This window comes from Caballeronia sp. LZ034LL, assembly GCF_031451215.1.
Classification (GTDB): Bacteria; Pseudomonadota; Gammaproteobacteria; order Burkholderiales; family Burkholderiaceae; genus Caballeronia.
In genome coordinates this window covers 385377-410972 of record NZ_JARUXR010000003.1, presented here as the reverse complement: position 1 = coordinate 410972, position 25596 = coordinate 385377, and the positions used below count along the sequence as shown (strand labels likewise).

At 61.2% G+C, this 25596-nt stretch carries 27 protein-coding genes and 1 pseudogene; 14 read left to right on the top strand and 14 right to left on the bottom strand.

All coding sequences use genetic code 11. The features are described 5' to 3' along the window. The first annotated feature begins 6 nt into the window (after positions 1–6). The 4 genes from QCE83_RS22980 (at position 7) to QCE83_RS22965 (ending at position 5431) form a co-directional block, all read left to right on the top strand. Positions 7–1056, top strand: coding sequence for an FAD:protein FMN transferase (locus tag QCE83_RS22980; protein ID WP_404985380.1), 1050 nt, complete (start codon positions 7–9; stop codon positions 1054–1056). 77 nt (positions 1057–1133) lie between these two features. Then, positions 1134–2675, top strand: coding sequence for a sulfite reductase flavoprotein subunit alpha (locus tag QCE83_RS22975; protein WP_309816614.1), 1542 nt, complete (start codon positions 1134–1136; stop codon positions 2673–2675). Between the two features lie 715 nt (positions 2676–3390). Further along, the gene (locus QCE83_RS22970; RefSeq protein ID WP_309816611.1) at positions 3391–4815 is read left to right on the top strand and encodes an FAD-dependent oxidoreductase; all 1425 of its coding nucleotides are present in this window, start codon (positions 3391–3393) and stop codon (positions 4813–4815) included. 43 nt (positions 4816–4858) lie between these two features. After that, entirely contained in the window at positions 4859–5431 is a 573-nt protein-coding gene (locus QCE83_RS22965) for a sugar transferase (RefSeq protein ID WP_309816607.1), read from the top strand. A gap of 4 nt (positions 5432–5435) precedes the next feature. Here QCE83_RS22965 and QCE83_RS22960 read toward each other — a convergent pair whose 3' ends face one another. Beyond that, positions 5436–6068 carry a PIG-L family deacetylase gene (locus QCE83_RS22960; RefSeq protein ID WP_309816603.1) on the bottom strand — a complete coding sequence of 211 codons (633 nt, stop codon included), beginning with the start codon at positions 6066–6068 and terminating at the stop codon, positions 5436–5438. Further along, the gene (locus tag QCE83_RS22955) at positions 6068–6982 is read right to left on the bottom strand and encodes an NAD(P)-dependent oxidoreductase (protein ID WP_309816600.1); all 915 of its coding nucleotides are present in this window, start codon (positions 6980–6982) and stop codon (positions 6068–6070) included. Before QCE83_RS22955 ends, QCE83_RS22960 begins: the two co-directional genes overlap by 1 nt. 432 nt (positions 6983–7414) lie before the next feature. Between QCE83_RS22955 and QCE83_RS22950 the strand changes: the two genes are divergently transcribed. Next, complete coding sequence (locus QCE83_RS22950; protein WP_309816598.1) at positions 7415–7735, top strand: hypothetical protein; 321 nt, start codon at positions 7415–7417, stop codon at positions 7733–7735. On the opposite strand, the gene QCE83_RS35165 is transcribed toward QCE83_RS22950, so the two are convergent. Beyond that, on the bottom strand, positions 7629–7988 hold the full coding sequence (locus tag QCE83_RS35165; RefSeq protein ID WP_404985691.1) for a hypothetical protein: 360 nt from the start codon (positions 7986–7988) through the stop codon (positions 7629–7631). The genes QCE83_RS22950 and QCE83_RS35165 overlap by 107 nt on opposite strands. 156 nt (positions 7989–8144) lie before the next feature. Further along, on the bottom strand, positions 8145–8897 hold the full coding sequence (locus QCE83_RS22945; RefSeq protein WP_309816596.1) for an SDR family oxidoreductase: 753 nt from the start codon (positions 8895–8897) through the stop codon (positions 8145–8147). A 145-nt stretch (positions 8898–9042) separates the two neighbouring features. On the opposite strand from QCE83_RS22945, the gene QCE83_RS22940 reads away from it, so the two are divergent. Both QCE83_RS22940 and QCE83_RS22935 read left to right on the top strand, forming a co-directional pair. After that, positions 9043–9927, top strand: a complete 885-nt coding sequence (locus tag QCE83_RS22940; RefSeq protein WP_309816592.1) for a LysR family transcriptional regulator — start codon at positions 9043–9045, stop codon at positions 9925–9927. A 188-nt stretch (positions 9928–10115) separates the two neighbouring features. Beyond that, a complete protein-coding gene (locus QCE83_RS22935; RefSeq protein WP_309816588.1) occupies positions 10116–10952 on the top strand; it encodes an alpha/beta hydrolase in 837 nt (278 codons plus the stop codon). 178 nt (positions 10953–11130) lie between these two features. Here QCE83_RS22935 and QCE83_RS22930 read toward each other — a convergent pair whose 3' ends face one another. From QCE83_RS22930 to QCE83_RS22920, 3 genes are read right to left on the bottom strand one after another with little or no spacing between them, the layout of a single operon-like run. Continuing rightward, the gene (locus QCE83_RS22930) at positions 11131–12243 is read right to left on the bottom strand and encodes an alkene reductase (RefSeq protein WP_309816584.1); all 1113 of its coding nucleotides are present in this window, start codon (positions 12241–12243) and stop codon (positions 11131–11133) included. Then, positions 12240–12458: a hypothetical protein gene (locus QCE83_RS22925; RefSeq protein ID WP_309816582.1), complete on the bottom strand. Its 219-nt coding sequence runs from the start codon at positions 12456–12458 to the stop codon at positions 12240–12242. The genes QCE83_RS22930 and QCE83_RS22925 overlap by 4 nt, the downstream gene beginning before the upstream one ends. After that, entirely contained in the window at positions 12455–13093 is a 639-nt protein-coding gene (locus QCE83_RS22920) for a glutathione binding-like protein (protein ID WP_309816579.1), read from the bottom strand. The genes QCE83_RS22925 and QCE83_RS22920 overlap by 4 nt, the downstream gene beginning before the upstream one ends. A gap of 287 nt (positions 13094–13380) precedes the next feature. On the opposite strand from QCE83_RS22920, the gene QCE83_RS22915 reads away from it, so the two are divergent. Further along, positions 13381–14304: a LysR substrate-binding domain-containing protein gene (locus tag QCE83_RS22915; RefSeq protein ID WP_309816577.1), complete on the top strand. Its 924-nt coding sequence runs from the start codon at positions 13381–13383 to the stop codon at positions 14302–14304. Here QCE83_RS22915 and QCE83_RS22910 read toward each other — a convergent pair. From QCE83_RS22910 to QCE83_RS35160, 4 genes are all read right to left on the bottom strand, one after another. Continuing rightward, positions 14281–14997 (bottom strand): SDR family oxidoreductase, encoded by a 717-nt coding sequence (locus QCE83_RS22910; protein ID WP_309816574.1) that lies wholly within the window; start codon positions 14995–14997, stop codon positions 14281–14283. The two genes, QCE83_RS22915 and QCE83_RS22910, sit on opposite strands and share 24 nt — an antisense overlap. A gap of 65 nt (positions 14998–15062) precedes the next feature. Continuing rightward, positions 15063–15734 carry a peroxiredoxin-like family protein gene (locus QCE83_RS22905; RefSeq protein WP_309816570.1) on the bottom strand — a complete coding sequence of 224 codons (672 nt, stop codon included), beginning with the start codon at positions 15732–15734 and terminating at the stop codon, positions 15063–15065. A gap of 125 nt (positions 15735–15859) precedes the next feature. Next, the gene (locus QCE83_RS22900) at positions 15860–16426 is read right to left on the bottom strand and encodes a carboxymuconolactone decarboxylase family protein (RefSeq protein ID WP_309816567.1); all 567 of its coding nucleotides are present in this window, start codon (positions 16424–16426) and stop codon (positions 15860–15862) included. A gap of 1210 nt (positions 16427–17636) precedes the next feature. Continuing rightward, positions 17637–18017 carry a DnaB-like helicase C-terminal domain-containing protein gene (locus QCE83_RS35160; RefSeq protein WP_404985373.1) on the bottom strand — a complete coding sequence of 127 codons (381 nt, stop codon included), beginning with the start codon at positions 18015–18017 and terminating at the stop codon, positions 17637–17639. A gap of 187 nt (positions 18018–18204) precedes the next feature. Here QCE83_RS35160 and QCE83_RS22890 point away from each other — a divergent pair. From QCE83_RS22890 to QCE83_RS22865, 6 genes and pseudogenes are all read left to right on the top strand, one after another. Beyond that, positions 18205–18558, top strand: a pseudogene (locus QCE83_RS22890) (ATP-binding protein); the annotation flags it as partial. A gap of 204 nt (positions 18559–18762) precedes the next feature. Continuing rightward, the gene (locus QCE83_RS22885; RefSeq protein WP_309816561.1) at positions 18763–19587 is read left to right on the top strand and encodes a substrate-binding domain-containing protein; all 825 of its coding nucleotides are present in this window, start codon (positions 18763–18765) and stop codon (positions 19585–19587) included. Continuing rightward, positions 19541–19723: a hypothetical protein gene (locus QCE83_RS22880; RefSeq protein WP_309816558.1), complete on the top strand. Its 183-nt coding sequence runs from the start codon at positions 19541–19543 to the stop codon at positions 19721–19723. Before QCE83_RS22885 ends, QCE83_RS22880 begins: the two co-directional genes overlap by 47 nt. Continuing rightward, positions 19713–21275 carry a sugar ABC transporter ATP-binding protein gene (locus QCE83_RS22875; RefSeq protein ID WP_309816554.1) on the top strand — a complete coding sequence of 521 codons (1563 nt, stop codon included), beginning with the start codon at positions 19713–19715 and terminating at the stop codon, positions 21273–21275. Before QCE83_RS22880 ends, QCE83_RS22875 begins: the two co-directional genes overlap by 11 nt. Next, positions 21272–22282: an ABC transporter permease gene (locus QCE83_RS22870; protein WP_309816551.1), complete on the top strand. Its 1011-nt coding sequence runs from the start codon at positions 21272–21274 to the stop codon at positions 22280–22282. The genes QCE83_RS22875 and QCE83_RS22870 overlap by 4 nt, the downstream gene beginning before the upstream one ends. A gap of 119 nt (positions 22283–22401) precedes the next feature. Further along, positions 22402–23130 (top strand): GntR family transcriptional regulator, encoded by a 729-nt coding sequence (locus QCE83_RS22865; RefSeq protein ID WP_309816549.1) that lies wholly within the window; start codon positions 22402–22404, stop codon positions 23128–23130. Here the strand turns inward: QCE83_RS22865 and QCE83_RS22860 are convergent. The 3 genes from QCE83_RS22860 to QCE83_RS22850 form a co-directional block, all read right to left on the bottom strand. Beyond that, the gene (locus tag QCE83_RS22860) at positions 23127–23783 is read right to left on the bottom strand and encodes a 2-dehydro-3-deoxy-6-phosphogalactonate aldolase (protein WP_404985370.1); all 657 of its coding nucleotides are present in this window, start codon (positions 23781–23783) and stop codon (positions 23127–23129) included. The genes QCE83_RS22865 and QCE83_RS22860 overlap by 4 nt on opposite strands. A 21-nt stretch (positions 23784–23804) precedes the next feature. Continuing rightward, a complete protein-coding gene (locus QCE83_RS22855) occupies positions 23805–24791 on the bottom strand; it encodes a 2-dehydro-3-deoxygalactonokinase (RefSeq protein ID WP_309816546.1) in 987 nt (328 codons plus the stop codon). A 74-nt stretch (positions 24792–24865) separates the two neighbouring features. Next, positions 24866–25594 carry an SDR family oxidoreductase gene (locus tag QCE83_RS22850; protein WP_309816544.1) on the bottom strand — a complete coding sequence of 243 codons (729 nt, stop codon included), beginning with the start codon at positions 25592–25594 and terminating at the stop codon, positions 24866–24868. Between the last annotated feature and the right edge of the window lie 2 nt (positions 25595–25596).

The following is a 25596-nucleotide window of genomic DNA, read 5'->3' as shown; positions in this document are numbered from 1 at the left end:
GCTGCGATGAGGCGACACGCAGCAGAGGACGCACGGCGGGTCATCGTGCCCTGGATGACGATGAACGGTGCGGACGCGCCGGCGGAGGACGGGCGCATCGCACGCTTTGGCGGCGATACGATGGGCACGACCTGGAGCGTGTCGTGCGTGGTCGACGCAGGAGAGGCGCAGGAGCGGATCGACGTCATCGATGCGACCATTCGCGCCGTGCTGGACTCGGTGATTGCGCAGATGAGCAACTGGTGCGTGGATTCGGCCATTTCCGGCTTTAACAGCGCGTTGTTCGACAGTTGGGTGAACCTGCCGCCGGCCTGCTTCAGCGTGGTCGAGGCCGCGCTGAATGCCGCGCGCCTGAGCGGCGGCGCATTCGATCCGAGCGCCGGGCCGCTGGTTGACCTGTGGGGCTTCGGACCGTCGGGACGGCGCGTACGCACGCCCGGTCCCGACGACGTCGAAGCTGTCCGGCGCCGCTGCGGATGGAGCCGCATCGAACTGGACCACGCGGCGCAAGCAGTGCGGCAACCGGGCGGCGCATCGCTGGATCTCGGATCGATCGCGAAAGGTCATGCCGTGGATGCCGTGAGCGATGCGCTTGGCGAGATCGGTATTGCGCACCGGCTGGTGGAGATCGGCGGCGAGTTGCGCGGCGAAGGCGTGAAGCCGGACGGCATGCCCTGGTGGGTGGAAATCGAAACGCCGCCTGGCGACGGCGCACGCGAAGGCACGACGACATACGATCTGATCGCGCTGCATGGGCTTGCAGTGGCGACCTCGGGCGACTATCGCCGCTATTTCTTCGACGCCGATGCGCGCCGCCAGATGCACATCGTCGATCCGCGCACCGGTTATCCGGCGAGTCACGCACTGGCCTCGGTGACCGTGCTGCATCCTCAATGCATGCTCGCCGATGCTTACTCGACCGCGCTCATGGTGCTCGGGCGCGAAGCGGGGATGGCGTTCGCTGCGCGCGAGGGGCTGGCGGCGCGTTGCGTGGCGCGGACGCCCGAGGGTTTCACGGAAAGCGTCAGTCCCGCCTACGCGGCGATGCTCGAATGATGCGGGCGTCGCTGGCGTGGGGCGCTGTGTCGCTCGGCGGCGCGGTCGGTGCGTGTTGCGGCCCGACGCGCATCGCGATGGCAGGCGGCGTGATCCTCTCGTACGCGGCAATGTGCATGGCGGTTCGCGCGACGCATCAGCGGACGCGTGCGACCGACGACGGATCAAAAACGCCAGCGTCCGTGCTGGTCGCCTACGCGAGCCAGACGGGCCGCGCGGAAGAACTGGCCGCTCAGTCCGCTGCGACGCTGCGTCATGCGGGCCTCGCCGTGGACCTCGAACCACTGGAGGCGATCAACGCAGTACGGCTGAGCGGCTATGAACGCGCGCTGTTTATTGTCAGCACGACGGGGGAGGGCGACGCGCCCGATCACGCCGCGCGCTTTCCTGGCCGCGCAATCGCGTCCGACGCTGCGCCGCCGCCGCCGCCGCCGTCGCCGCCAATGCCGCCGATGCCTCACTACGCCATGCTCGCGCTCGGCGACCGCCGCTATGCCGGGTTTTGCGCATTCGGACATCGAGTAGAGGACTGGCTGCGCGGGCAGGGCGCGAAGCCGTTGTTCGCGTCGATCGAAGTGGACGACAACGATGCCGGCGCGTTGCACCGATGGAGCACGCAGGTCTCGTCATTGGCGGGAAATCTTGCGCAGCCTGACTTGGCCTCGCACCGCTCGGGTTTCTCGCCCTGGACCCTCGAGGCGCGAACGTTGCTCAACCCGGGCAGCGTAGGTGGTCCTGCTTATCACGTCTGTCTCACGCCAATGAATGCCGGCGCGCTCGACTGGCAGGCCGGAGACATCGCGCAGATTCGTCCGCGGCATGCGGCCGGGGTGGTGTCGGCCTGGCTGCGCCGCTTGCCACTCGACGCGCACGCGCCGGTCCGCTGCGAAGGCGCGCTCACGACGCTGCAAGCCGCGCTGGCATCGCGCGTTTTGCCTGCCGATGTCGATGCACTGCGCGGTTACATGCCACAGGAACTGGTCGACACGCTAAAACCCCTTGCGACGCGCGATTACTCGATTTCCTCACTACCGGCGGACGGGCGGATCGAACTGCTGGTGCGGCAAGCGCGGCATGCGGACGCGGACGCCTGCGACGGTGTTTCGCTTGGCATCGCGTCAGGCTGGCTGACCCGGCACGCGACACCGGGCGCATCCGTCGAGGTGCGCGTGCGCAGTAATCGCGCGTTCCATGCGCCGGACGATGATCGCCCGCTCGTGCTGATCGGCGCGGGCACCGGGTTGGCTGGTTTGCGGGCGCATCTCAAGTCGCGTATTGAGCGCGGCTGCGGCGCGAACTGGCTGATCTTCGGAGAACGCAACCAGTTACACGATGCGTTCCATGTGGACGAACTCGCTCGTTGGCAGGACCTGGGCATGCTGCAACGGCTGGATCTGGTGTGGTCACGCGATGGCGCCCGACTGCGTTACGTGCACGACGCTCTGCGCATCCATGCGACGCTGCTGCGCGAATGGGTGCTGGCCGATGCGGCGATTTATGTGTGCGGCAGCGCGGCACGCTTGGGCCGTTCCGTGGAGACGGCGCTCGCCGAGATTCTCGGGCGGGCCGAACTCGACGCGTTGCGTGTTGCCGGACGCTATCGGCGCGATATTTATTGAGACCAGCTGTTGCGGTTGGACAGCGGTGCGAGTAAGCGCATTCACTGTTTTTGTCTCATCAAGCCTCGAAAGTGGGCGATCGTGCGAATCATGCTGTTTCGCCGCATGTCGAGCAGCTAGGGCAGCTTTGCCGGCCTCTTGTTCCGAGCAGTCAGCGACGACCATTGGGTTCGGCCAATCCCCGCCGTTCGTCATCGTAGTCAGGCGGTCATTCGAACGGCGCCTATCGCACACGGAAAGCCAGGGTGTGGAACGTCTGCCTCCCCGTCCGGGCCACAATGACATGATTCCCCCCGCGATCATTCCAAAACCCGCCAACAACACGCCGGTCATGACGACAAGAGCGGCCATTCCAGTCAAAGCGCCCCCAATTTTATTGGAGAACCGGTCATAGAGTTCGTACGAGCCGAGCGTGATCATGCACAGGGCCAGCACGTAACAGGCGCGCCGCAGCATCTGCGTGAGCGTCCTGACTGGACGTGCGGCAGCGCGAATTGCGCACACCAGGGAGGCCGAATACGCCGCGGGAACGAGGAGCCATTCTCTGGACGTCATAGTGACATTCAAAGCCGAGCGTGGCCGATCCCACAAGCCACACCAGAAAGCAGCAGCCATGCGGTTGCGAAAGACGACGAAAAACTGCAATCTTGAAAGCTGGAGTTTGGGCAGGTTATCGAGAGGGCCACCCAAGGCACCCATTGCTTACTGGAGCGGCATGGCGAGTCCGTCAATCATCATAGCTGGCGCGGGACCCTGCGGAATCGGCGCTGCATTGACACTCCGTCAGGCGTATTCCTCGACGCCTTTCATTCTGATCGACGAGCGCGACCACGCTGGCGGCAACGCAGCCTCCGCCGTCACGCCGGAGGGTTTTCTGTTCGACTATGGCGGACATGTGCTGTTCGTTCACGAGAAGTACGCTGCGTTCAGTGCGACGCTCCGTTCTTTGGACATCGAGTGGCACGAGTCCGAACCGATTCGCGGTGTCCATATGTTCGGCAAGCTCATTCCGACGCCCATTCAGCGTCACGTTCACCGCTTTCCGCCGGCACACGCATTGCCGATCTTCTCTGATTTACTGCTGCACCGTCTGGGCAAAGCGATAGGCATCGGCCGACGTGCGGCGCCCGAAGCCGCCGATAACTTCCATCATCATCTTCATCGTTCCTTCGGCCGCGAACTGACGCGTCGGATCATGGAGCCGCTTAACCGAAAGATGTGGACGCTCGATCCACGGGAGATGAGCAGCGAGTGGGTCCGCCAACGCAGCGGCTCACCCTTGCACAACGTGCCGCAGGTGCGCCTTCGCCGCATGCTCAAACATGCGATCCTCCGCACGGACGACCCGGCCTGGAGCCGGAACGAACGCGTGCCTTATCCCCGCGCGGGCGGCATGGGTACGATCTGGCAACGGGCAATCGAGCGGATCGGCGCGCAACGCATTCATCTTGGCCGCAGCATCGTGGCAATCGAGGCCGGCAAGCGCCAGATTCATCTCTCGGACGGAACGCGTCATCCGTACACCGCGCTCATCTCTTCCATTCCGCTGGACACTCTGGCCGAGTCCTGCGTCGACCGGCCGGATATCCAGTGTCTGGGAAAGCGGTTGCGCCGATCCTCCGCGATTCTGCTCGGCTTCGGCATGCGCGGGACCATTCCGGAACGCTATCGCGGCGTGCACAGTTTTCAGTGCCCCGATACCGCACATCCTTTCTGGCGCGTGACAATTCCCTCGAATTTTTCACCTGGCAATGTGCCGTCTGGTGGCCCGTACTATTCGATCCTTTGCGAAATCAGCCGTGCGGCTGACCAGCCCGCAACGATCGACGACAATTTGCGCCGTGATGTGCTGCAAGGGCTGCGTGCCATCGGCCTGATCGACGGTCAGGCCGTCGTCTCCACCTTCGAAAAGGTGCTCGCTCATGGCTATCCCTTGCCTTTTCAAGGCCGCGATGCCGCGCTGAAGGACATTCACGAGCAACTGGAACCACTTGGCATCTTCAGCCGGGGACGCTTCGGCGGCTGGCGCTACGAAGTGTCGAACATGGACCATGCCTACATGCAGGGTCTGGAAGTCGTCCACCGCATCATGTCCGGTGCGCCCGAGACCACGTATTGCGCACCGGAGCAGATCAATTAAGCCGGCCGCGCCCGAGCGCCGCGCGTCGTATCGCATCAAGCGCTTGCTCGATATCGCCGGCGCGGTGCTGCTTCTGCTCGCGCTCGGTCCTGTTCTCCTGCTCGCCATGGGCGCGATCCTGTTCAGCTCCGGCCGCCCGGTTCTGCATCTGGCCAATCGCTGGGGCAGGGAAGAGCGGCAGTTCGTCTGCTACAAGCTGCGGACGATGCACCGCGACGCCGACGCGGTTCTGAAAGCTCATGGACTGGCGACACGGGGGCCGAATGGCGAGACGCTCACCTACGATCCCGATCCGCGGATCGGCCGCCTTGGCGGGCTGCTGCGCCGACTGAGCATTGACGAACTCCCTCAGCTCATCAACGTGCTGCGCGGCGATATGAGTCTGATCGGCCCGCGCGCGCTAGTCATCTCGATGCTGGCCGACGTGCCCGATATCCGGCAAGCGCGCTCGGTTGTCCGACCCGGACTGACCGGCCTGTGGCAGGTGCGCGCGCGGCGCAAGAACGTCAGTGTGTTCGACATGATCGATGACGATCTGGAATACATCCGGACGTTCAACCTGTTGCTGGATGTCCGGATCGCGGTGCTGACGATCGTACGGATCGTCGGGCCCTGAGCGGCTAGAGGAAAAAGCGGGCGATATTGAACGCTTCCGCGGCGTGCGCGCCGATATCGTCGCCTCGGGTCTGCATGCGCCGCGCCAGCGCTTCCGGTGTTCGCCCGCCAGCCCATTCCGTGGCATAGAAGCTCATGGCTTCACACTTTCGGGCCACGTGTCGCGCCTCCAGTGGCGACCACATGTTCGGCACGAAGGTGGGGAAGAAGCCCTGTTCGGTCGACGTGGACACCTCGAAGAGATAGACATTTTTGCGCCGCCGAAAAGGGCGAGTTGCAATCTCCACGGCACGGCTGACGCTGCCGTGGACCTGATTGCAGTCGCCGGGCCAATGCGTGAAGATCGTGTCCGCCCATTCGACCTCCGGCAAGATGAGATCGTGCAGGTGATGAACGCCCGCCTCGAGTGACTTTTCGTCGATCAGCGGGTCAGCCACGAGAGCCTCCGCGCCGAGGTGGGCGCAACTGCGCCTGAAGGCACGCTCCAGTTCCGCCCAGTGCGCCACGCCGCGCGGATCGTTGCGCCGCACGGGCAGCAACACCCGCACGTCATGGCCGTTCTCGGAAAGGCGGGTTACGGTTCCGCCGCAGCCGATCACCTCGTCATCGGGATGCGCGACGACAACAAGCACGTTCATCAGGCTGCCTGCGGTTGTGCAAAGGCCCTTGCGTACCATTCCAGCGTGTCGTGAAGCGACTCAGTCCAGTCCAGGAACCTCAGGTCGCCCAGCACGGTTCGGAGCGGCTGCATGTCGGCGATCAAGCGGGTCTCCGGTGTCTCGCCACGGCGCATGGGCAAGTGAACGACGCCGGCGCCATTGCCGAAATAGTCGTTCACCGCAGCCGCGATCTCGTTGACGGAAAGACCGATGCCCCGTCCCAGGTCGATGGGGTCCGCGCTGCCGCCCGCCTCGACGAATTCCACGGTCAGGCGGCCGATGTCATCGGAATGGATCATGTCGACAATCTGCTCTCCGCTGCCGAAGATCTCGATGGGCATACCCTTGCTCGCGCGTTCCGCAAAGGACGGAATGATCTTGCGGACCGGACCCGTGGCTTGACCGGGGCCATAGGCGTTGAAGTAGCGTAACGTCGAGATGTTCGTGCTGCCCATCGACGCGTAAAGCTTTGCGAACTGCTCCGAAGCGTGCTTGGTGATCGTGTAGGTGTTAAGCCAGACGTTCGGCTTGGACGGATAGAAGAGATTGGGCACGCCGTTCTGCACACAGGCCGCAAAGACATTCACGGCGCCGGTGATATTGATCTGGATTCCGGCCACCACGTCATCATCCAGCTCGGTCGTCCCCAGCTTGCCCGCCAGGTGGTAGACGGTGTCTTGGCCTTGGGTCAGGTCGCGCATGGCCTGCGCATCCATGATGTCGGCCCTAACGACCTTGGCCGCACCCTCACCAAACAGTGCGTCGCACTTCGCGGTATCCGCGTATCGGTCGGCGATCGTGACTGCATCTCCCCGCGCAATCAGATGGCGTACGATCGCGGCGCCCAGGAAGCCCTGACCACCGATGACGAGTGATTGTTGCGCACTTCCCATATTGCAGCTCCCTTGCTTTTTGTGATTTTGGCGATGGCTGCGATCGTGATTGCACGACCTGGCTGAACGGATGCGACCTGATTCGGTATCGATCGCCGATCAGAATTTGCTCGTGTCCCCGTTGTTTTAGGCGTTTAATCTGTCGAGCTTCATGGAATTGTGGAGAAGCGGATGGGTGGAAGTATGTTTGCATCCCAACATAAAAGAGTCAGCAGAGACTCTTTGGCGGCTGATGCCGGCCAGGGTAATGAACGGATCGGAGCCGTTGCAGTGTCGATCAAAGAGAGCAACGTACGCGAGCCGATGTAGCGAATGGATCCGTTGATGAAACAAGTGAATCTCGCTCATGACGCGCGTTGACCCGTACCGTTCATCATGGAAAACGATGCGCGGGATAAACCCATTCGTCGGTCTCGGCTATCGACGGCGTCGATGACCGCGACGGCGAGAATCTCGATCATGCCCACTGATCCCATCCGCATCGCTATCGATTTCTTCGGTCATTGGAGCGCCAATCGTATCGATGAAGCGCTCGACATGCTCGCCGACGATGTGCTTTACGACAACGTTCCGTTTCCGACGATCGTCGGCCGCGAGAATTCTTGGCCGGCAACAAGACTTAACTGCCCCGACGAACCGAGGTCAGTCATTCTTCGCCGCTTGCCTGAGTCACAGCGTGGCTGCTCGAACGGCCGCGTTCGAAGACGGCATGGTCTCGAGAAGCACAACCCATGTGTCGCCGAATGCAAGTGATCGACAGAGCAGACTCGTTGATCACTGCCGCTTCATCGCCGGCGGCGAGGCGGACGTCGTTCACCCGAATGCTGCCTGCTGTGGGTACAAGATAAGCCATCGCACCCTCGGACAACGTGCAATCAAGGCACTGCCCGGCATGCATGTTTGCAGCCAGGAGACGAGCATCAGCATCTATAGGCAGGGCGCCGGCGTCAATGTCCGCTGACGCGCCGCTCGCGAAGACACTGAAGCCTTCAACTTGTCGATCCATATCGAAACGACGTTGAGCCCAACTTGGCTCACCGGCTAGCGTGCGCGGTGTCAGCCAGATCTGAAACAACTGCGTTGGCTCATGCTCCATATTGCGCCGATCTCCATGTGCCGACTGTGGCAGCGCAGCCTGGCGCTGCCACCGAGAGCGGCGTCCTCAGACTTGTGCCTGACCGCCATCGACGAACAACTCGGCGCCGTTCACGAAGCTCGCGTCGTCGGATGCCAGGAAGAGCGCTGCAGAAGCGATTTCGTTCGGATCGCCGACACGGCCCATCGGAATGCGCGAAGCCAGATAGTCCAGCAGGCCTTGTTGCTGCGTGGCGTCCGGTCCTGCGAGCTCGACCAAGCCAGGCGTCTTGGTCGCGCCGGGGCTGATCGTATTGACACGGATGCCGCGATCCTTCAGATCGAGGATCCAGCTTCGGGCGAAGTTGCGGATCGCGGCTTTCGATGCCGAGTACACGCTGAAGGCAGCGGTGCCTTCGATCGTCGTGGTGGACCCGGCCAGAATCACCGAAGCGCCCTTGGACAGCAGCGGAAGCGCCTTCTGCACCGTGAAGAGCGTGCCCTTCACATTGCGGTCGAACGTGTCGTGATAGTGCGCTTCGGTGATCTCGCCCAAGGGCTGCATCGAGCCGCCGCCTGCATTGGCGAACAGCACATCCAGCCGGCCTTTCTCACCGCGAATCTGCTCATACAGTGCGTCGAGCTGATCGAGTTTCGACGAATCGACGCGTACGCCCGTCGCATTGCCGACTTCCAGAACGGCTGCATCGAGTTCGGCTTGGCGGCGGCCGGTAATGTACACATGCGCGCCTTCTGCCGCGAAGCGCTTGGCTGTTGCGAGGCCGATGCCGCTGGTGGCGCCGGTGACAAGAGCGATCTTTCCTTCGAGCTTGCGTGTCATGGTGTTTCTCCTTGTTGTCCGGTTAATGAGTCGTGAAGCGATGTGAGAAGAATATCGACGCAATGATCTTTTCGAAATAGAATCGTCTGCAAACCATCATTGCAAAAGTGAAACGACGAAGTTTCCCGATTTCGAAGGACTGGCGATGTTTGCAAAAGTCGCCGAAGAGGGATCGTTCGCCGCGGCAGCGCGTGCGATGGGTGTGTCGGTCGCCACGGTCTCGCGCGGCGTGGCGAGACTCGAAGAGCGGCTTGGCGCGAGGCTCTTCAACCGGACTTCGCGCCAGCTTGCCCTCACGGAATTTGGCGGAACGATTGCGGAGAAAGCCGGGGACATCTACCGGCAGGCACAGGAGGCGGAAAACGCCGCGCGAGAGATGTCGGTTCAGCCACGCGGTCTCGTGCGTCTGGCCGTGCCGATGTCGTTCGGCTTGCGCTGGGTCGCGCCGCTCTTGCCGGGCTTCTTCAAGGCCTATCCCGAGGTGTCGATCGACTTGCATCTATCCGATGCGACTGTCGACATCGTCGCGCAGGGTTTCGATGCGGCGCTGAGAATCGCGGCGTTGCCAGACTCATCGCTTGTGGCGAAGCGCCTGTGTCCAGTCTCTCAACTGCTTGTCGCATCACCAAAGTATCTCGAGCGACACGGCCGTCTGACCCATCCCCGCGATCTCGTCGACAGGCCATGTTTGTCTTACGCGTACCGAGCGCGCAGCGATGTCTGGCGTTTCGTCAACGATGCAGGCGAGGAGGAGCCGGTCACGCCCGTCGGTCCGCTCCGGGTAACGAATTCCGATGCGCTGTTGCCCACGTTGCTGGAAGGGCTGGCTATTGCGGAGTTGCCCGAGTTTATCGCCGGCGAGTACCTGGCGGATGGGCGGCTGGAGCCGATTTTGAAGGACTGGCATCTGACAAAAGGCGGTCTCTACTTCGTGACGCCGTCGGCGCGCGCGCGTCCAGCCAAAGTCACGGCGCTCTCGGACTATCTCGCACAGCATCTCTCTGAACCGGTATGGCTCGGTGCGAAATGAAGCCGGTCGGCGTCGTTCGAATGACTTTTTGGTCCCTTATATTGCACGGCTGCAACGATGGTTTGCAGAAGCAGCTATTTTGCGTCGGCGGACGTTTCCGTATGCTTCTCACGTCGGCAACAGCGCTGAGATTACCGGATTCAAGACAGCCGGACATTGCCACTAACAACTTCAGAAAGGAAATGACCATGCCGTACATCACCACGAACGACAACGTCGAGATCTTCTACAAGGACTGGGGCCCGAAAGACGCGCAGCCCATTGTCTTCCATCATGGCTGGCCGTTGTCGTCCGACGACTGGGATGCGCAGATGCTGTTCTTCGTTCAAAAGGGCTATCGTGTCATTGCGCATGACCGGCGCGGTCACGGCCGTTCGTCACAGGTGTCGGATGGGCATGACATGGATCACTACGCCGCCGATGCGTTTGCCGTAGCCGAAGCGCTCGACCTTCGCAATGCGGTGCACATCGGCCATTCGACGGGCGGTGGTGAAGTTGCGCGCTATGTGGCTAAACACGGCCAGCCGGCGGGTCGCGTGGCGAAAGCCGTACTGGTGAGCGCCGTGCCGCCGCTCATGGTAAAGACGGACACGAATCCGGAAGGTCTGCCCATCGAGGTCTTCGATGGATTTCGCAAGGCACTCGCCGACAACCGTGCGCAGTTCTTTTTAGACGTACCGTCGGGTCCGTTCTATGGCTTCAACCGCCCTGATGCGACGGTCCATCAGGGCGTCATTCAGAACTGGTGGCGGCAGGGCATGATGGGCAGCGCAAAGGCACATTACGAGGGCATCAAGGCCTTTTCCGAAACGGACCAGACAGAAGATCTTCGCGCCATCACGGTGCCCACGCTCGTGTTGCACGGTGAGGACGACCAGATCGTGCCGATCGGTGATTCGGCAAAGAAGTCGATCGAGTTGCTCAGGAACGGAACTCTGAAGACGTATCCCGGCTATTCGCACGGTATGTTGACCGTCAATGCGGATGTGTTGAACGCTGATCTGCTGGCTTTCGTGCAGGCGTAAGCCGACGCCCGGCTTCACCACGTGGTTGCGAAGCGGGCAGCCTTCCGAAGTCGGGCAGCAACGACCGCTCAGTAATCGCGAAGACAGACCTTGGAGGGACCGCTTCGCGCACTGGATGCGGCAATGGCTCTGACGCCGCCTTTCCTGAAATGCGACGCACTGGTGATCACAGCCTCCATTACGCCGTCGTCAATGGATTTGGGGCGTAGTCCGTGTACCCTCGTCTGTCTCCGCCATAGAACGTCGAGCGGTCGTACGGCGTAAGCGGTAGGCCTTTGCGTAAGCGGTGGGGGAGATCCGGATTGGAAATGAACATGCGGCCGAAAGCGACCAGATCCGCGTGTCCGTCCGCAATGATCTGTTCCGCGCTTTCGCCAGTAAAACCACCGGCCGCGATGACCGTCCCCCTATAGATGCGGCTCATGTCTTTTGACGTTACGTCTGTCTCTCGCGTCGCCTGTTCGACGATACCGCGAATGCGAGGTTCGATGACATGCAGGTACGCAAGCGCGTAGTCGTTGAGACGTTGCGCCACATAACCGAACGTGGCGTGCGGATCACTGTCCGACATCGTCCCGTACGTTCCGCTCGGTGATAGTCGGAGCGCTACACGACCTGGCCCCCACACTGACACAACGGCGTCGAGCGTATCGAAAAGAAAGCGAGCGCGGTTAGTGACTGTTCCGCCATACTCATCGTTGCGCTTGTTGGTGCCGTCCAGTAGAAACTGCTCGAACAGATAACCGTTCGCTCCGTGTAACTCGACGCCGTCAAACCCCGCCTGCTTCGCGAGTTCCGCGCCGTGACGAAACTGCTCGACAATCGCCCGGATCTCTTCAGTGTCGAGCGCCCTCGGCACGACCAGTTGCGCTTCGACGATGTCGCCTTTTTCATCCCGGATCGCTGCGTGTTCGAACGAGCGTAGCGCGGACGGCGCGACCGGCCAGTGTCCACCGGTATTGCCGGGATGCGCCTGACGACCTGCATGCCACATCTGCAAAAAGATGCGAGCGCCTTTCGAATGCACGGCATCAATAACACGCTTCCAACCGCGCATCTGCTCTTCCGTATAAATGCCCGGTGCGTCGACATAGGCGATGCCAAGAGGCGATACGGCTGTGGCGTCGCTGATCAGCAGGCCGCCGCTGGACGCGCGCTGCGTGTAATAGTCAACCATCAGATCGCCCGGTACGTTGCCTTCTTCGGTACGCATGCGCGTAAGCGGCGCAAGCACAACACGATGTGCCAGTTCGAAAGGGCCGACTTTGATGCCGCTAAAAAGTCTGTTCATCTTGTTCTCTGGATGTTGGTGAGAGGGTAGCGGGTGCTGCGCGTGAGCCAGACCATGCCGAAGCACATCATCCGGGTAAGCTCCGCACTCACTGCGACACTCGACAGAAGCGTTGGTCGTTGCATCAATATAGGGCGGCTGTTGAGAGTCCCCGCCACAGTCGAGACGATCGCGAGCGCGATCAGGGCATGGCTCTTCGGCAAGAGCTTTTTCATGCCGGTTGCCTTTCTTCAGCAAGGGTCTCTGTTCTCGCGATAGCCCGCTCTACTGCGGGGCGACCCGCTACAGTGTCGAACCAGCGCTGCACATTTGGCACGTCGTCCAGCGTCAGTCCCGGAAATGTCCGGCGCCAAATCCATCCGAAATGGGCGATGTCAGCGATCGAGAATTGTTCGCCGGCGACGAAGGGCCGGGCGGAGAGTAATGCGTCGAGCAGGCCGAGCTGGCGACGAGCTTCGTGCGAAAATCGGTCGAGGGCATGCTCTGACGTTTCTGCGGGCGCTAACCGCAGAAAATATCCCGCTTGCCCGAAGGCTGGACCGAGGCCGGAAGCATGCGCGAAGAGTTGCTCGAAGGTGCGGGCGCGTGTCAGAGGATCATGCGCCAATAGCGCACCATGTCGTTCGGCCAGATAGACCAGGATCGCCGCCGACTCGCTGAGTGTGAAACTCATCTCACTATCCCGAAGCACCGGCACCTTGCCGTTGAGATTCATTGCGACGAAATCGGCGTGCTTCTGTTCGCCTTTCCTGACGTTCACGGGATGCAGTTCGTATTGGAGACCGAGTTCCTCGAGCGCAATGGGAACCTTGACGGAATTCGGCGTGGCAAACGCGTAGACGTGGTACATGGCGAGTCCAGAAAGCGTGAATGGGATGACCGAACTTTCGCGGATCCGCGTGCGCCTCGGAAGCCGCGCCGCAGTGATATGAGTTATTCCGCGCGGGCATGGGCGCACCTGGTGAGTGGACATCTCGCCGCAAGCATCCCAATGAACAGAAGCGCAAACGCTGTGGCGCGCTCAAGACATCCGGCTGCGGTATAGTCCCGCGGTTTCCTGCCGGGTGCCCGCTGTCTCTCGCATTCAGCAGTGGAGCGCAGATTCTTCTCTTACCCCATTCCCGAGACATAGACCCGATGGATCGTCTGGCAGCAATGGAAACCTTTATCGCCGTCGTAGAGGCCGGCTCGTTCTCGGCCGCAGCACGGCGACTCCAGATTGGACAACCTGCCGTTTCAAAGTCGATCGCACAGCTGGAAGAGCACTTGAACGCCCGGTTGTTACTGCGCTCGACTCGTGGGCTGACACCGACCGACGCTGGCCAGCGGTTCTACGAACACGCGCGTCTTGCTATCGAAGAGGCCGATCGCGCGGAATATTCGGTTCGCAAATCGTCAGACGGTCTCTCAGGGCGGCTGCGCGTCGGAGCGGCCGTCACGTTCGCGAGGCTGCATGTCATTCCTGCGCTGGGAGCCTTCCTCGACCAACACCCGAAACTCGATGTAGAGATCGTGATGGATGACCGTCCAATCGATCTGCTCGAAGAAGGCGTCGACGTTGCCCTCCGCATGGGCCGTCTTGACGACTCAGGGATGACTGCACGTCGCATCGTAAGCGGCAGACGACTGGTGGTCGGCACGAGCGAATATTTCGCACGGTATGGCGAGCCTCGTACTCCGGCCGATCTCAGCCAGCATGGAGCGGTTGTGCATGCGATGCGCAGCGGTGGCGAATCGTGGGCGTTTGGCCATGCAGACGGCACCGAAGCCGCTGTTACGGTGTCGGGCCGGATGCGGGTCAGCGCCGCCGAAGGGATGCGGGCAGCCGTTCTCGCACACATGGGCCTCGCGATTGCATCGGAGTGGATGTTCGCGCCAGAACTTGCAGACGGGTCCGTGCGGGCGGTGCTCACCGACTGGACGTTGCCAGGCGTCGACGTATGGGCGGTTTTTCCGTCGGGACGAATGGCAACGACGAAAGCGCGCGCTTTCGTCACGTTCGTCGAAAGCCTGTTTGTTCCGAAGGCCAACGCGTCTTCAGATGGCGGCCTTGCCGATTGACGCTCCACCGTCGACAAACAGCGTCTGACCGGTGATGAAGCCTGCGTCGTCCGAAAGCAGGAATGCGATCGCCGCAGCGATTTCCGCTGGTTGTCCAAATCGCCGCATCGGTACAGCGGAAAGATAGCGCTGCTCGCCTTCGCTGCCGAGTGGGCTGTTTGCGCGGAACAGTTCCGTTTCCGTTGGGCCGGGCGCGACAGAGTTGATGGTGATGCCGGTTGTCGCCAGTTCAAGCGCCCAAGTGCGGGCGAAGCTCACGAGCGCGGCCTTTGCAGCGGCGTACGCGGTTCGCTGCGTGATACCCAGAATGGTCAGGCTGGAGATGTTGACGATGCGCCCCCAGCCACGATCGCGCATGCCAGGCAGAAATGCCTGCACCGTCTGTATCGCCGGATGAAGATTAACGGAAAAGACCTCGTCGAGCGCATCGAGATCGATCTCTCCGAGGCGTTGCGGCCGAACCAGTCCGACGTTGTTGATAATCCCGTCGACGGCGTAACGTTGTCCGAGCTCACCGAGTGCCGCATCGGTTGCCGCGCGGTCGCCGAGATCCAGCGTGACGAGTTCGCCCGGAAATGCCGCGGGTGTGCGAGCGATACCGATGACCCGATGCCCCTCCGCGATCAGCCGTTCGCTGAGCGCAAGGCCAATGCCTTTGGTGGCACCTGTCACGAGAAAAGTACGGTTTATCATGATGTAAATTTACGGAAAGCCTAAACGAGGAGCCGCCCGAAGGCGGCGATGACGTGCATTGGCGCTCAGACCTTTGCGGCGGCACGCTCCAGTACCGGGAGCATATCGGCCGGATCGGGGCGATGCGTGTAGTCGGGATTCACTTCCGAATACAGCACGACGCCATCCTGGCCGATCACGAAGCGCGCAGGCATGGGCAGCGTCCATGACGGATCAGCGTTGAACGCGGGTAGATCGTTCTGGAGCGTCTTGTAAAGAGCGATCAAATAATCGGGCAGCGCGAAGCGCAGGCCAAATGCGGCGCCGACATCGCCATTTGCGTCGCTCAACACCGGGAAGTGGAGCTTGTTGTCTCGCACCGACTTGCGGCTGTTCACGGCCGTCTGCGGAGAGATTGCGACGACGCTCGCACCGAATCCTTCGATCTGCGCAAGTGCATCGTTCATCGCCTGCAATTCGATGTTGCAGTACGGGCACCAGACGCCGCGATAGAACGTGATGACGAGCGGCCCGCGCTCGAGCAGTCTGACCGACGAAATCTCCTTGCCATCTTGATCCTTGAGGGTAAAGGCGGGTGCGCGGTCGCCGGCCTTGATCGTGCGGGCCGCCTGCCCGCTCGCGATCAGTTCCGCTGTCGCGCGTTCCATGATCGGGTGAATTTCAGGCGGTGCATAGTACGGCGGCTTGCCGCCTTTAAAGTCCGCTTTGAATGCGTCCAGTTTGTCCTGCAGTGACATGTCGTTCTCCATCGAAAGGACAGAAGGGTTGGTTATGCTGCGGGCTGTCCAGATGCCGGGCAAGCCAACTCTGTTGCGGTAATCGTCAGGGGCGGTCGGAAGCCATCCCGGCATCAAAACGCGGCTTAGGCAGTGGCGAGCAAAGGCTTGACCCATTCATTGCCCTTCATAAATGCGTCCAGAGGCGTGTGGACGATGTGATTCGTGTAGTTGCTCATCATCTTCGTCGCGACGCCGAGAATCACCTCAAGGACGTTTCGACGCGTGTAGCCGGCGGCGAGGAAAGCGTCGACTTCTGCCTCGGTTGCAAATCCCCGTTCACGTACGACGATGGTCGCGAAGCGGTGCAGCGCTTCGAGCTTCGCATCTGGCAGTGCAGTGCCCGCGCGCAGTGCATCGATCACGGCCGGCTCCATCTTGATCATCTTCGCGAGTGTGCTGTGACCGGCCATGCAGTAATGGCAGTCGTTCTCGAAGTTCGATGTCAGATAGACGACTTGTTGTTCATGCGGGGTGAGGGTGCTTTTGGAGAACAGGTCCCAAAGCGCGGAGTAGCCGGCAAGCAGTTCGGGAGACTCCGCCATGAACGACTGCAGATTCGGCACGAAACCGAACGCGGCTTTGGTGCTTTCGAGAAGGGGCTTTGACTCGGCCGGTGCGGCATCGATTGTGTAGGTGTTGAACGTGTTCATCGATGTTTCCTCGGTGGGTTGACGGTGAACACATGATCGGGCAGCCGCCGCGCTGCAAGAAGGCAGGTGGCGGTGATAGAACTTATTCCCTCATGGAATGAGCGCGCATCTCGGCTCGGTCCTGCGAATGTGGACTACCCGAATCTCGCTGGCTCGTCCGATAATCTGATCGTGATGGTCCCAATGGTGTTCATCGCCCGCGCGCCTGAAACGCTTGTCTGGCAATGAACCTACGTCAAAATGCGACAGTTGAATCTGGCAGAAACCCGACAGTTGATCCACGACCTACATATATAAAAATCCGGTAAATACTATTATGTCAATATAGCCATTTTGTTGCTGAATTTGTTCCCTATCGACCGAGCTGCATGACAGACTGCTGGCACGAACACACACCGCCGCCAGGCGGGACAAGACAGGAATGGCACAAGACAGCGCGGTATCGAAAGAAATCTACAAACGGCACATTCGGCTTTTCAGCGATCTACTGCGCTCGTATTCTTTGGCGCAGGCCAAAGAGCTGCGCGCGTCGAAAAGCCCTATCAAGCGGCCGTACCCTTCGCCTGTTGAGGATCGAAAGAGCGTTGGAAAAAAGACGATTCTGAGCATGCGCTTGGATAGCGACATCGGCGGCATGTTCTACGTGCCAGCACGATCAAGGCATCTTCGAGACGAACGTAATTTCGTTGAGTGTCGCGCACGGAGGCTTTTATCCAGGACTGCATCGCGATCGCTGCCAGGGAGGGGGCTATTGGATGCAGCTTGACGCGAGCCAGCATGTGGTCAGACTCAACACTAAGCCGAATATGCCGGCAACATATTTCGTCGGCAGCTATGCGGTAACCGATCCGCCAAAACACGTCGTCGAGATGGTCTTTTGAGTATAACTACGGCCCCTTACTCGGCTACCGGTCGGTCGTCATGCTAAGCAATCCGCCTGGCGTGGAAGATAGGAATGGGAAAGGACGGATTCGAAGGCGGTGGATGGACAGATGAAATTCAATGCTGTCACCACTGGTGTTCACAATATTGCCCGCGGCGTCGGTAAGAGTTTGGTCGTTGAAGCCTGCAAGGCTTCTTGATCCTTCCCGTCTGCAATGCCCCAGCACCGTCCAAGATCGATCAACACTGCAGATCGTCGAAAGACTGGCGGGCGCCATCAAACCGAACGTGCGCCATCGCCAACTGCCCGCCGCGTTCTTCGCGATGATCACTTCGGCTTTGGCCTGCGCGTCGATCTTGCGCTGGCGGAATGTTTCGACCTGGCCGTTTGTTTTCGCGGCTGTCGACGACGCGACCGACCTGGGCGAGCAGCAAAACCGGGATGTGGAAATCGTTCGCGATGCTCTTGATGCCTCCAGGGTTGTAGCCGACGCGCTCGCGCAGTCAACTCCTGCCCTCCCATTTCCAGCGAGAAATAGAGGCCTTTCTTCTTCGTCTTGACGATGTTGTGCGCGATCGACAGCGCCAAAGCGCTCTTTCTCATCAAGGTCCTGCCGGCGAGCGTATAGACGCGCCCGGTTTGGAGCGCCTTGATGATCTGGTCGAGCGCATTGATGCCGGTCGGAACGCCGTAGGCCTCGCCTTTCAACGCCCGGTCGACCGCTTCAAGAAGACCTCTCAGATATCGCAGCGATGGCTGCGGCAGACCGATGCTGTCGAGCCGAAGTATCCAAAGCGCTTAAGCCCCAGCGTCGTTGACGAGTGGGCCGCACGGCTGACGGGCTGGCTGAGGGCAGACAGTCAGATACGCTCGATCGCCTACCAGATGACTGCCGCACTTGCTCTCAAAGCTGTACGAGCATACGAGTGTCGCGATCACCACAAACCTCATCTTCGGCGAGTGGGCGACGGTGTTGGGGATGTAAAGATGACGACAGCGCTGCTGGGCCGGGGTCACGCACCACTGCCACATCGTCGAATCCGGCAATGAATCGTGGCGCTTCAAGACCAGTTCCGCGAAAGCGAAAGCCACAAAGAAGCGAGCAGCAAAACCGGCCAGAAACGAAGAGTTACAGCGCCTCTTTCATAGCCGGATTGATGAAATGATGCAACGCGAACGGAGCAATCGTCGCGTGCACAAATCCTCGATTGCTCATATCAACTCCGCCCTTCCGCCCGCAGTGAGGTAGCGAAAGTTCTACGGGAGATTGCTCAAAACACTGAGCTCGTTGACGGCATCGTTTGCGGCATCGAGCGCATCCGCTCCAGGCTCGTTCCTAGTGAAAGTACCAATGCCGTCGTTACGAGTTGCTCATAGAATGACTGGCATACCAGATGCCACACACCAAATCTCATGGCGAGCGAGCGTCTGGTCCTACAATCAAAGGAGAACCATGAGCAATCGCATCCTGACGGTCCTTGCGGCCGCCCTCGCTTTCTCAAGCGCAGGCCTGGCACACGCGGCAGACAACGTCGCCATCGCAGGCATCGTGTTTCAGCAGGACATGTTCATGCGAAGCGTTGCACGCGGCATGAGCGAAGAGGCCAAGGCCGAGAATGTGACCTTGCTGGATGGCAATTCCGACAACAAGGCCGAGAAGGAAGCGAGCCTTATCGATACCTATATTTCCCGAGGAGTCAAAGCGATCGTCATCGCCCCACTGAGCGATCAGGCGTCGATTCCGGCACTCAAGCGAGCACACGACAAAGGCATTCAGGTCGTGACGTGGACGACGGACATCAAGGCCGATTTCCCGGCCGCGCGGGTCGGATCTTCGGGCGCGATCATGGGTGGCGGGACCGGCAAGGCTGCGGCGCGCTTCATCAAGCAAAAGCTGGGTGGCAATGCCACGGTCGGTCTCATCGGCTTCAAGGCTCAACTGCCCGAGTTGAGCACGGCGCGCACGCAAGGCTTTCTGACCGAGGCACGCAAGGGCGGCACCCTCAAGATTGCCGCAGAGCAGGATGCATGGCTCGCCGAGAAAGCAGTCACGGTGGTCAGCGACATGCTGACGGCCAATCCGAATATCAACGTCATCTATGCGGCCAACGAAGGCGGAACCGTGGGCGCGGTGCAGGCAGTTCGGCGCATGAAACAAGCAGGGCAAGGTCTTCGTATTCGGCACCGACGGCTCCGAACAATTGACCAAGTTCCTGCAGGACAACGACGACGTGCTCATTGCCACTACCGCAGCCCAACCGAAGCTGATCGGCCGTGAAGCGGTCAAGGCGGCCCTGAAGGCCGTGAAAGGCCAACCCGTCGACAAGGTCGTCGAAGTGCCGGCCGTGCCGCTCAGCCGCGATGATCCGAAGACGCTCGCCGATTACGCTTCGAGCCTGAAGAATGTCAACTGATACGCCCTTCGCGGCTCACGCGACCGTCGATGCCGAGACAGCGCGCAAGACGTTCGCGCGCATCGAAGCACGCGGCTTGTCACGCAGTTTTGGTTCCATCGTCGCGCTGAAACCCTTCACGCATACATTCGAGTCGGGACAGATCCATGCTCTGATGGGCAAGAACGGCTCCGGAAAATCGACTCTCCTGAAAATTCTCGGTGGGTCGATCCGTGCGGATGGCGGCCAGTTACGGCTCAACGACACACCCTGCGATTTCCACCATCCGGCCGATGCCTTCTCGGTCGGTATCCGGATGGTGCATCAGGAACTGTCGCTGGTCCCGACGCTTTCGGTCGCGGAGAATATTTTCCTCGGTCGGCTGCCGGTCATGCGCAAAGGCTTCAGGCCGGGCGTCGACTGGAAGCGGTTGCGCAGCGACGCTGAGCGCATGCTCGAGGCGACGGGCCTCGACATATCACCGGACGATCCGGTGTCGAAGCTACCGGTCGGCCAGCAACAGATGGTGGAAATCGTCAAGGCATATGTCACTTCGCCCTCTGTGCTGCTGCTGGACGAGCCGACGTCGGCGCTGAGTCATCGTGAGGTCGACCGGCTCTTCACGCTGGTGCGCCTGCTTCGCTCGCACGGTGTGACGATGCTCTACATCACGCATCGCATGAATGAGATCTTCGACATCGCCGACACCTGCACCGTGCTGCGCGATGGCGATCACATCAGCTCGGTGCCAATCGCACAAACCAGTCCGAGAGAAGTAGTACGGGCGATGTTCGGCGAGCATCATGTGCCGGCTCGCGTACAGCCGCGCGACTTGCCCACGGAGCAGCCCGCGCTGTCGGTCAAGAACCTGCAACGAGAAGGCGTCTTCGAGGACATCAGCTTTGACTTGCGGCGCGGCGAAGTACTCGGTATCTCCGGTATGCTCGGCGCGGGACGCACCGAGTTGCTGCGCTCGATCTTCGGCGCGGATCCGCTGGACAGCGGCTCCATCGAACTGGACGGTAAGGCAGTGCCGGCACCGTCGCCGGCACGAATGAAAAAGCTGGGGCTGGGCTATACGCCCGAGAACCGCAAGGAACATGGCCTCGTTCAGATGCACTCCATTCATACGAACTTGTGTCTGGCGGGCCTGGGCCGGATGTCGCGCCGCTCATTCATCAATCAGCAGATGGAAGCCGGGCCCGTGCGCCGGCAGATTGCCGACCTGGCGATCAAGGCTCCACGCCCTCAGTTGCCCGTCTCTTCGATGTCGGGTGGAAATCAACAGAAGGTCGTGCTGGGCAACTGGTTCAATACCAATCCTCGCGTGATGTTCTTCGACGAGCCAAGCCGCGGGATCGACATTCAAGCCAAGGAGCAGATCTTCGGCATCATCCGCGAGAAGGCGTCGCACGGCATGAGCGCCATTGTGGTGTCGAGCGAGCCGGAGGAATTGCTGGAAGTCTGCGACCGTATCCTGATCATGCATCGCGGACGGTTCGTGGCCGAGGTCAACCCGCAAACGATCGCCCTCGACGATCTTTACCAAATCATGATGGAGGGCGTGCAATGAGCGCCAAAGGAAGTGCAATGTCGAATACGACCTCAGCCGTCAAGGCAGGCGGGACGGGTGAATCCGTGTTCTATCGCTATATGCTGGAACTCGTGCTGATTGCAGTCGCCATCATGCTGGCGTTCTGCGCGCCCGGCTTCTCCACATTCTCGAATCTGCTCAATGTGATGCGGGCGATCTCGATGCTCGGCATCGTCGCGTGCGGGATGACCGCCGTCATCATCTGCGCCGAGATCGACTTGTCGGTCGGTTCAGGCATGGCGCTGGCCGGATGTATTCTCGCGTGGGTCGTCGGCGCATGCACGCCGGCGATGGGCAGCGTTGCCGCGGTGATTCTCGGATCGGTCGCGGCGATCGTGGCCGGCATGGCATGCGGCGCATTCAGCGGCATGATGAAAGCGAGCTTCAACGTGCCGACGTTCATTACAACGCTCGGCTTGTTTGCCGCGTTGCGCGGCGCCGCGAATCTGATCACAGGCGGCTATCCGCTTGCAACTTTTCCGGGCTGGTTCGATTTCATCGGCAACGGTGCCCTCTTCGGCCTGCCCTTTCCCGCCTTTGTGTTCGTCGCCGTCGTGCTGGTGATGCACTTCGTGATGAGCTATACGACCTTCGGCCGGGCCGTCTATGCGGTCGGCGGGAACGCGGAGGCAGCGCGCCTCTCCGGCATCAAGGTGTCGTGGATCAAGACCGCGACGCTGGTGCTGACCGGTGGACTTTCCGCTCTGAGCGGGATCCTGATCGCATCCCAGATCGGCTCGGGAACGGGTACCACGGCGACCGGCATGGAGCTCGACGTCATCGCCGCGACCATCATCGGCGGCACCAGTCTTTTCGGCGGCAAGGGACGCATCTGGGGCACTTTCATCGGCGTGCTGTTTCTCGGTGTCATCGGCAACGGCATGACGCTGATGAACGTCTCCGAGTACTGGCAATATGTCGTCCGCGGTGCGCTGATTGTCGGGGCAGTGATGCTCAGCCAGGTAACCGATCGGCGTCGCGGTTGAATCGCGGCATGCGCGCTCGCGGTGCCGGCGCGATTGGCAGGGCTGCGAGCGCGACCCTTTGGAATATTTCTCCGTGACGGTTCTCACGTATCATTTCTCAGCATCAACCCGGACGCATCATGGAGCCCATTGAACGCGGTACATCGCTCACGGAGACCGTCGCCGCGAAATTGCGCGCGGCGATCGTCAGCGGCGATTATGAGCTTGGACAGCCTTTGTCCGAGCGGATTCTGGCGGAAATCCTGCACGTATCGAAGACACCCGTACGCGAAGCCTTGTCGCTGCTGCGGATGGAAGGCCTCGTCAAGGTGCTTCCGCAGCGCGGCGCGACTGTATTCCTGCCCAGCGAGGACGAAGTGCGCGACTTATGCGAGCTTCGTCAGGCGCTCGAGTGCACGGCGGTGACGCGTGCCATGCAGCGAGACAGCGAAGGTTTCGCCGATAAACTCGACGAGATCGTGGAAAAGATGACCGCGGCGCGCGCGAAAGGCAAGACACGCGTCTACCTCGAATGCGACACCGCATTTCATCAGTGCTTTTTCGATTTTTGCGGCAACCAGTTGATGGCGAGCACGTACGCCCTGCACAGCGGAAAGATCGCCGCGCTGCGGACACATCTCGCAGCCAGGCCAACGCACACGGATCTCAGCTTCGATGAACATCGGCAGATTGCCGAAGCGGCGCGCAAGAACCATCTCGACCGCATACTCGCGCTGATCAACACGCATATTGATCGGACGCGGCAGAGCTTCACACGTATCGTCGATGCGATTCAAACCGGGCCGCAATCACGTTCGGAGATCACGCACGGCCGTCAGCGCAGCACACTTGCGTCACGAAGCAACTAGTTCACCGCAGCCCTGTAAGCCAGCGCATTGGACCGGGTCACCTCGATGCCCTGGCCCGGCTTATACAAGCCCGATCCGAGTCCGAAGCCGCTAGCGCCTGCTGCGCGCAGCGAAGCGAGATCCACGGGCTGAACGCCGCCCACCGGAATCAGCGCAGTGCCGTGCGGCATTACGCTGCGCCACGCCTTCAGTACGCTCGCGCCCAATTGCTCGAACGGAAACAGCTTCAGCACGTCTGCGCCGTTCTTCAGCGCGGCGAACGCTTCCGTGGGCGTTGCTACGCCAGGCGCCGTCATCATTCCGCGCTCACGTGCCGCCGAGATGACCTCGGCATCGCTATGCGGCATGACGATCAACTGTCCACCTGCTTCCTCGACGTCGTGCACGTCCGCCGCACGCAGGACGGTTCCGGCGCCGACGATCGCATCGGCAGGCAACGCGTCGCGAATCGCGCGGATGCTGTCCAGCGGACGCGGCGAGTTGAGCGGAACTTCGATGACGCGAAATCCTGCTTCGTAGAGCACGCTCGCATGAGCGGCTGCTTCGTGCATTTCGATACCGCGCAATATTGCAATGAGCGGACACATTTCAAGCGACCCGGTCAGCCGGGCGCGGGTCGTCTCGCGGGTGAGATCGTCTGTTTTCGATTCCATGTTCGCTGTGTTCATCCACACTCAATTGGCATTCGCGAGCGACAACAGACCCGCGTCATGCGCGATGTGAAAAAGCCCACGTTCCGTCGTGCCTTGAAGCACGCGAACATGAGTGCAGTCGAGCCGTTCGAGCGCCAGTTCATAGCGGCGGCACAGCGCGCCCTCGCCAATAAGTCCGAGCGTCCAGTCGGCAAGCGCGGTATGTCCGAGCACGAGATGATTCGACAATCCGAGCAGTTCGTGCGCAATGAGCAGACCCGATAGATAGTCCGCCTGTTGCTCGGCCTGCAACGCTCCCGTCAGGCCCAGCGTGCGTGCGCTGAAGATTGTCGCGAGCATGCCTGCCTCGCCGCATTGTCTGGCGGTATCGACGCCACGCAGGAACGCGGCTTCGTCGGTACACGGGCACGGATGCATCGTGCGCCCAAGAATGGTGTAATCGCGCAAGACGCCGAACACTTCGCCTGTCATGAACGTCAGGAAGCGCTCGATCTTTCCATTCACGACAAACGCCCATTTGGCGTGCGTCCCAGGAAGGCCAATCAGGGTCCTGCCGCCATCGGCAAGCTCAGGATACGCAGCCAGCGCGCCGAAGATCTGCGTTTCTTCGCCACGCATCACGTTCGGAAGCCTGCTCCGCTCGATGATTCCCGGGACGATATGAACTGGCACGCCGCGCAGGGACTTCACCGTCTTGAGGCCGCCACTCAACGGTGCGCAATTCGCGGGCGCGGTCACGTAGGGCGCCTCGGCCCAGCCCTGCGCGCTGCCGATCATGCCGGCCGCGATGACCGGCACTTCGCGCGCGCTCAGCCAGTCGCCGCAGATCGCTTCGAAGGCTTCGTCGAAGCCGCCCGCCTCTCCCGGCTTCGGCAAGCGCATGATGCCGTTCGCGGACTGGCGCGTATCGATGACGCCGCCTGCCGCGTCGAACAGATAGGCGCGCAATGACGAAGTGCCCCAGTCGAGACCAATAAGCGCAGGTGAGCTGTGGGATTCAATTTGCATTCTGGAGTCCAGGAGGGCGAAGTGATCTTCTAGTCGTCGCGCGAGCTTCGCAGTGTGACGCCGTTTGGGCGATGTCAGGCCACGAGGTAGCCGCCGTCCACCGGTACGATCGATGCCGTCATGAACGAGGCGGCCGGCGTGCACAGGAACACCGCGACTTGCGCAACCTCTTCGGGCGTGCCCCATCGCGCGAGCGGCGTGCGACCGAGAATGGCTTGCGAGCGGGCGTCGTCATTCTGTAGCGCCTGCGTCAGCGGCGTGGCGATCCATCCCGGCGCGATCGCGTTCACACGGATGCGGTCGGCCGCATAAGCGATCGCAAGCGACTTGGTCAGCTGCGCGACGCCGCCCTTGCTGGCGCTGTACGCCGGCACCAGGCCGCCACCAAAGAAGCTCAGCATTGACGCGGTATTAACGATGCATCCGGACGATTGCGCCAGCAATGGGCGTGCGGCCGCGCACGCGCGCATCGTGCCGTTGAGGTTGATATCCAGCACTTTCTCGAACACGTCTACATCGTGCTCGTCGCCGCGCCGGATCACGCCCGCGCAATTGACGAGAATGTCCAGGCGTTCAAATCGGCCCAGCACTGCGGTGACATCTTCGGCAGAACAGACATCGAGCGATACCTGTCCGACGGCTGCATCCAGCGTATCAACGGCGCCTTCAGGCTGAGGCAAGCCCGCCGCGACGACGCGCGCGCCGAGTTGCGCCAAACGGTTGGCGATCGCCGCCCCGATGCCCGACCGGCCGCCCGTCACGAGCGCAACCTTGCCATCCAGAAGATTTTCTTTGAACGTCATAG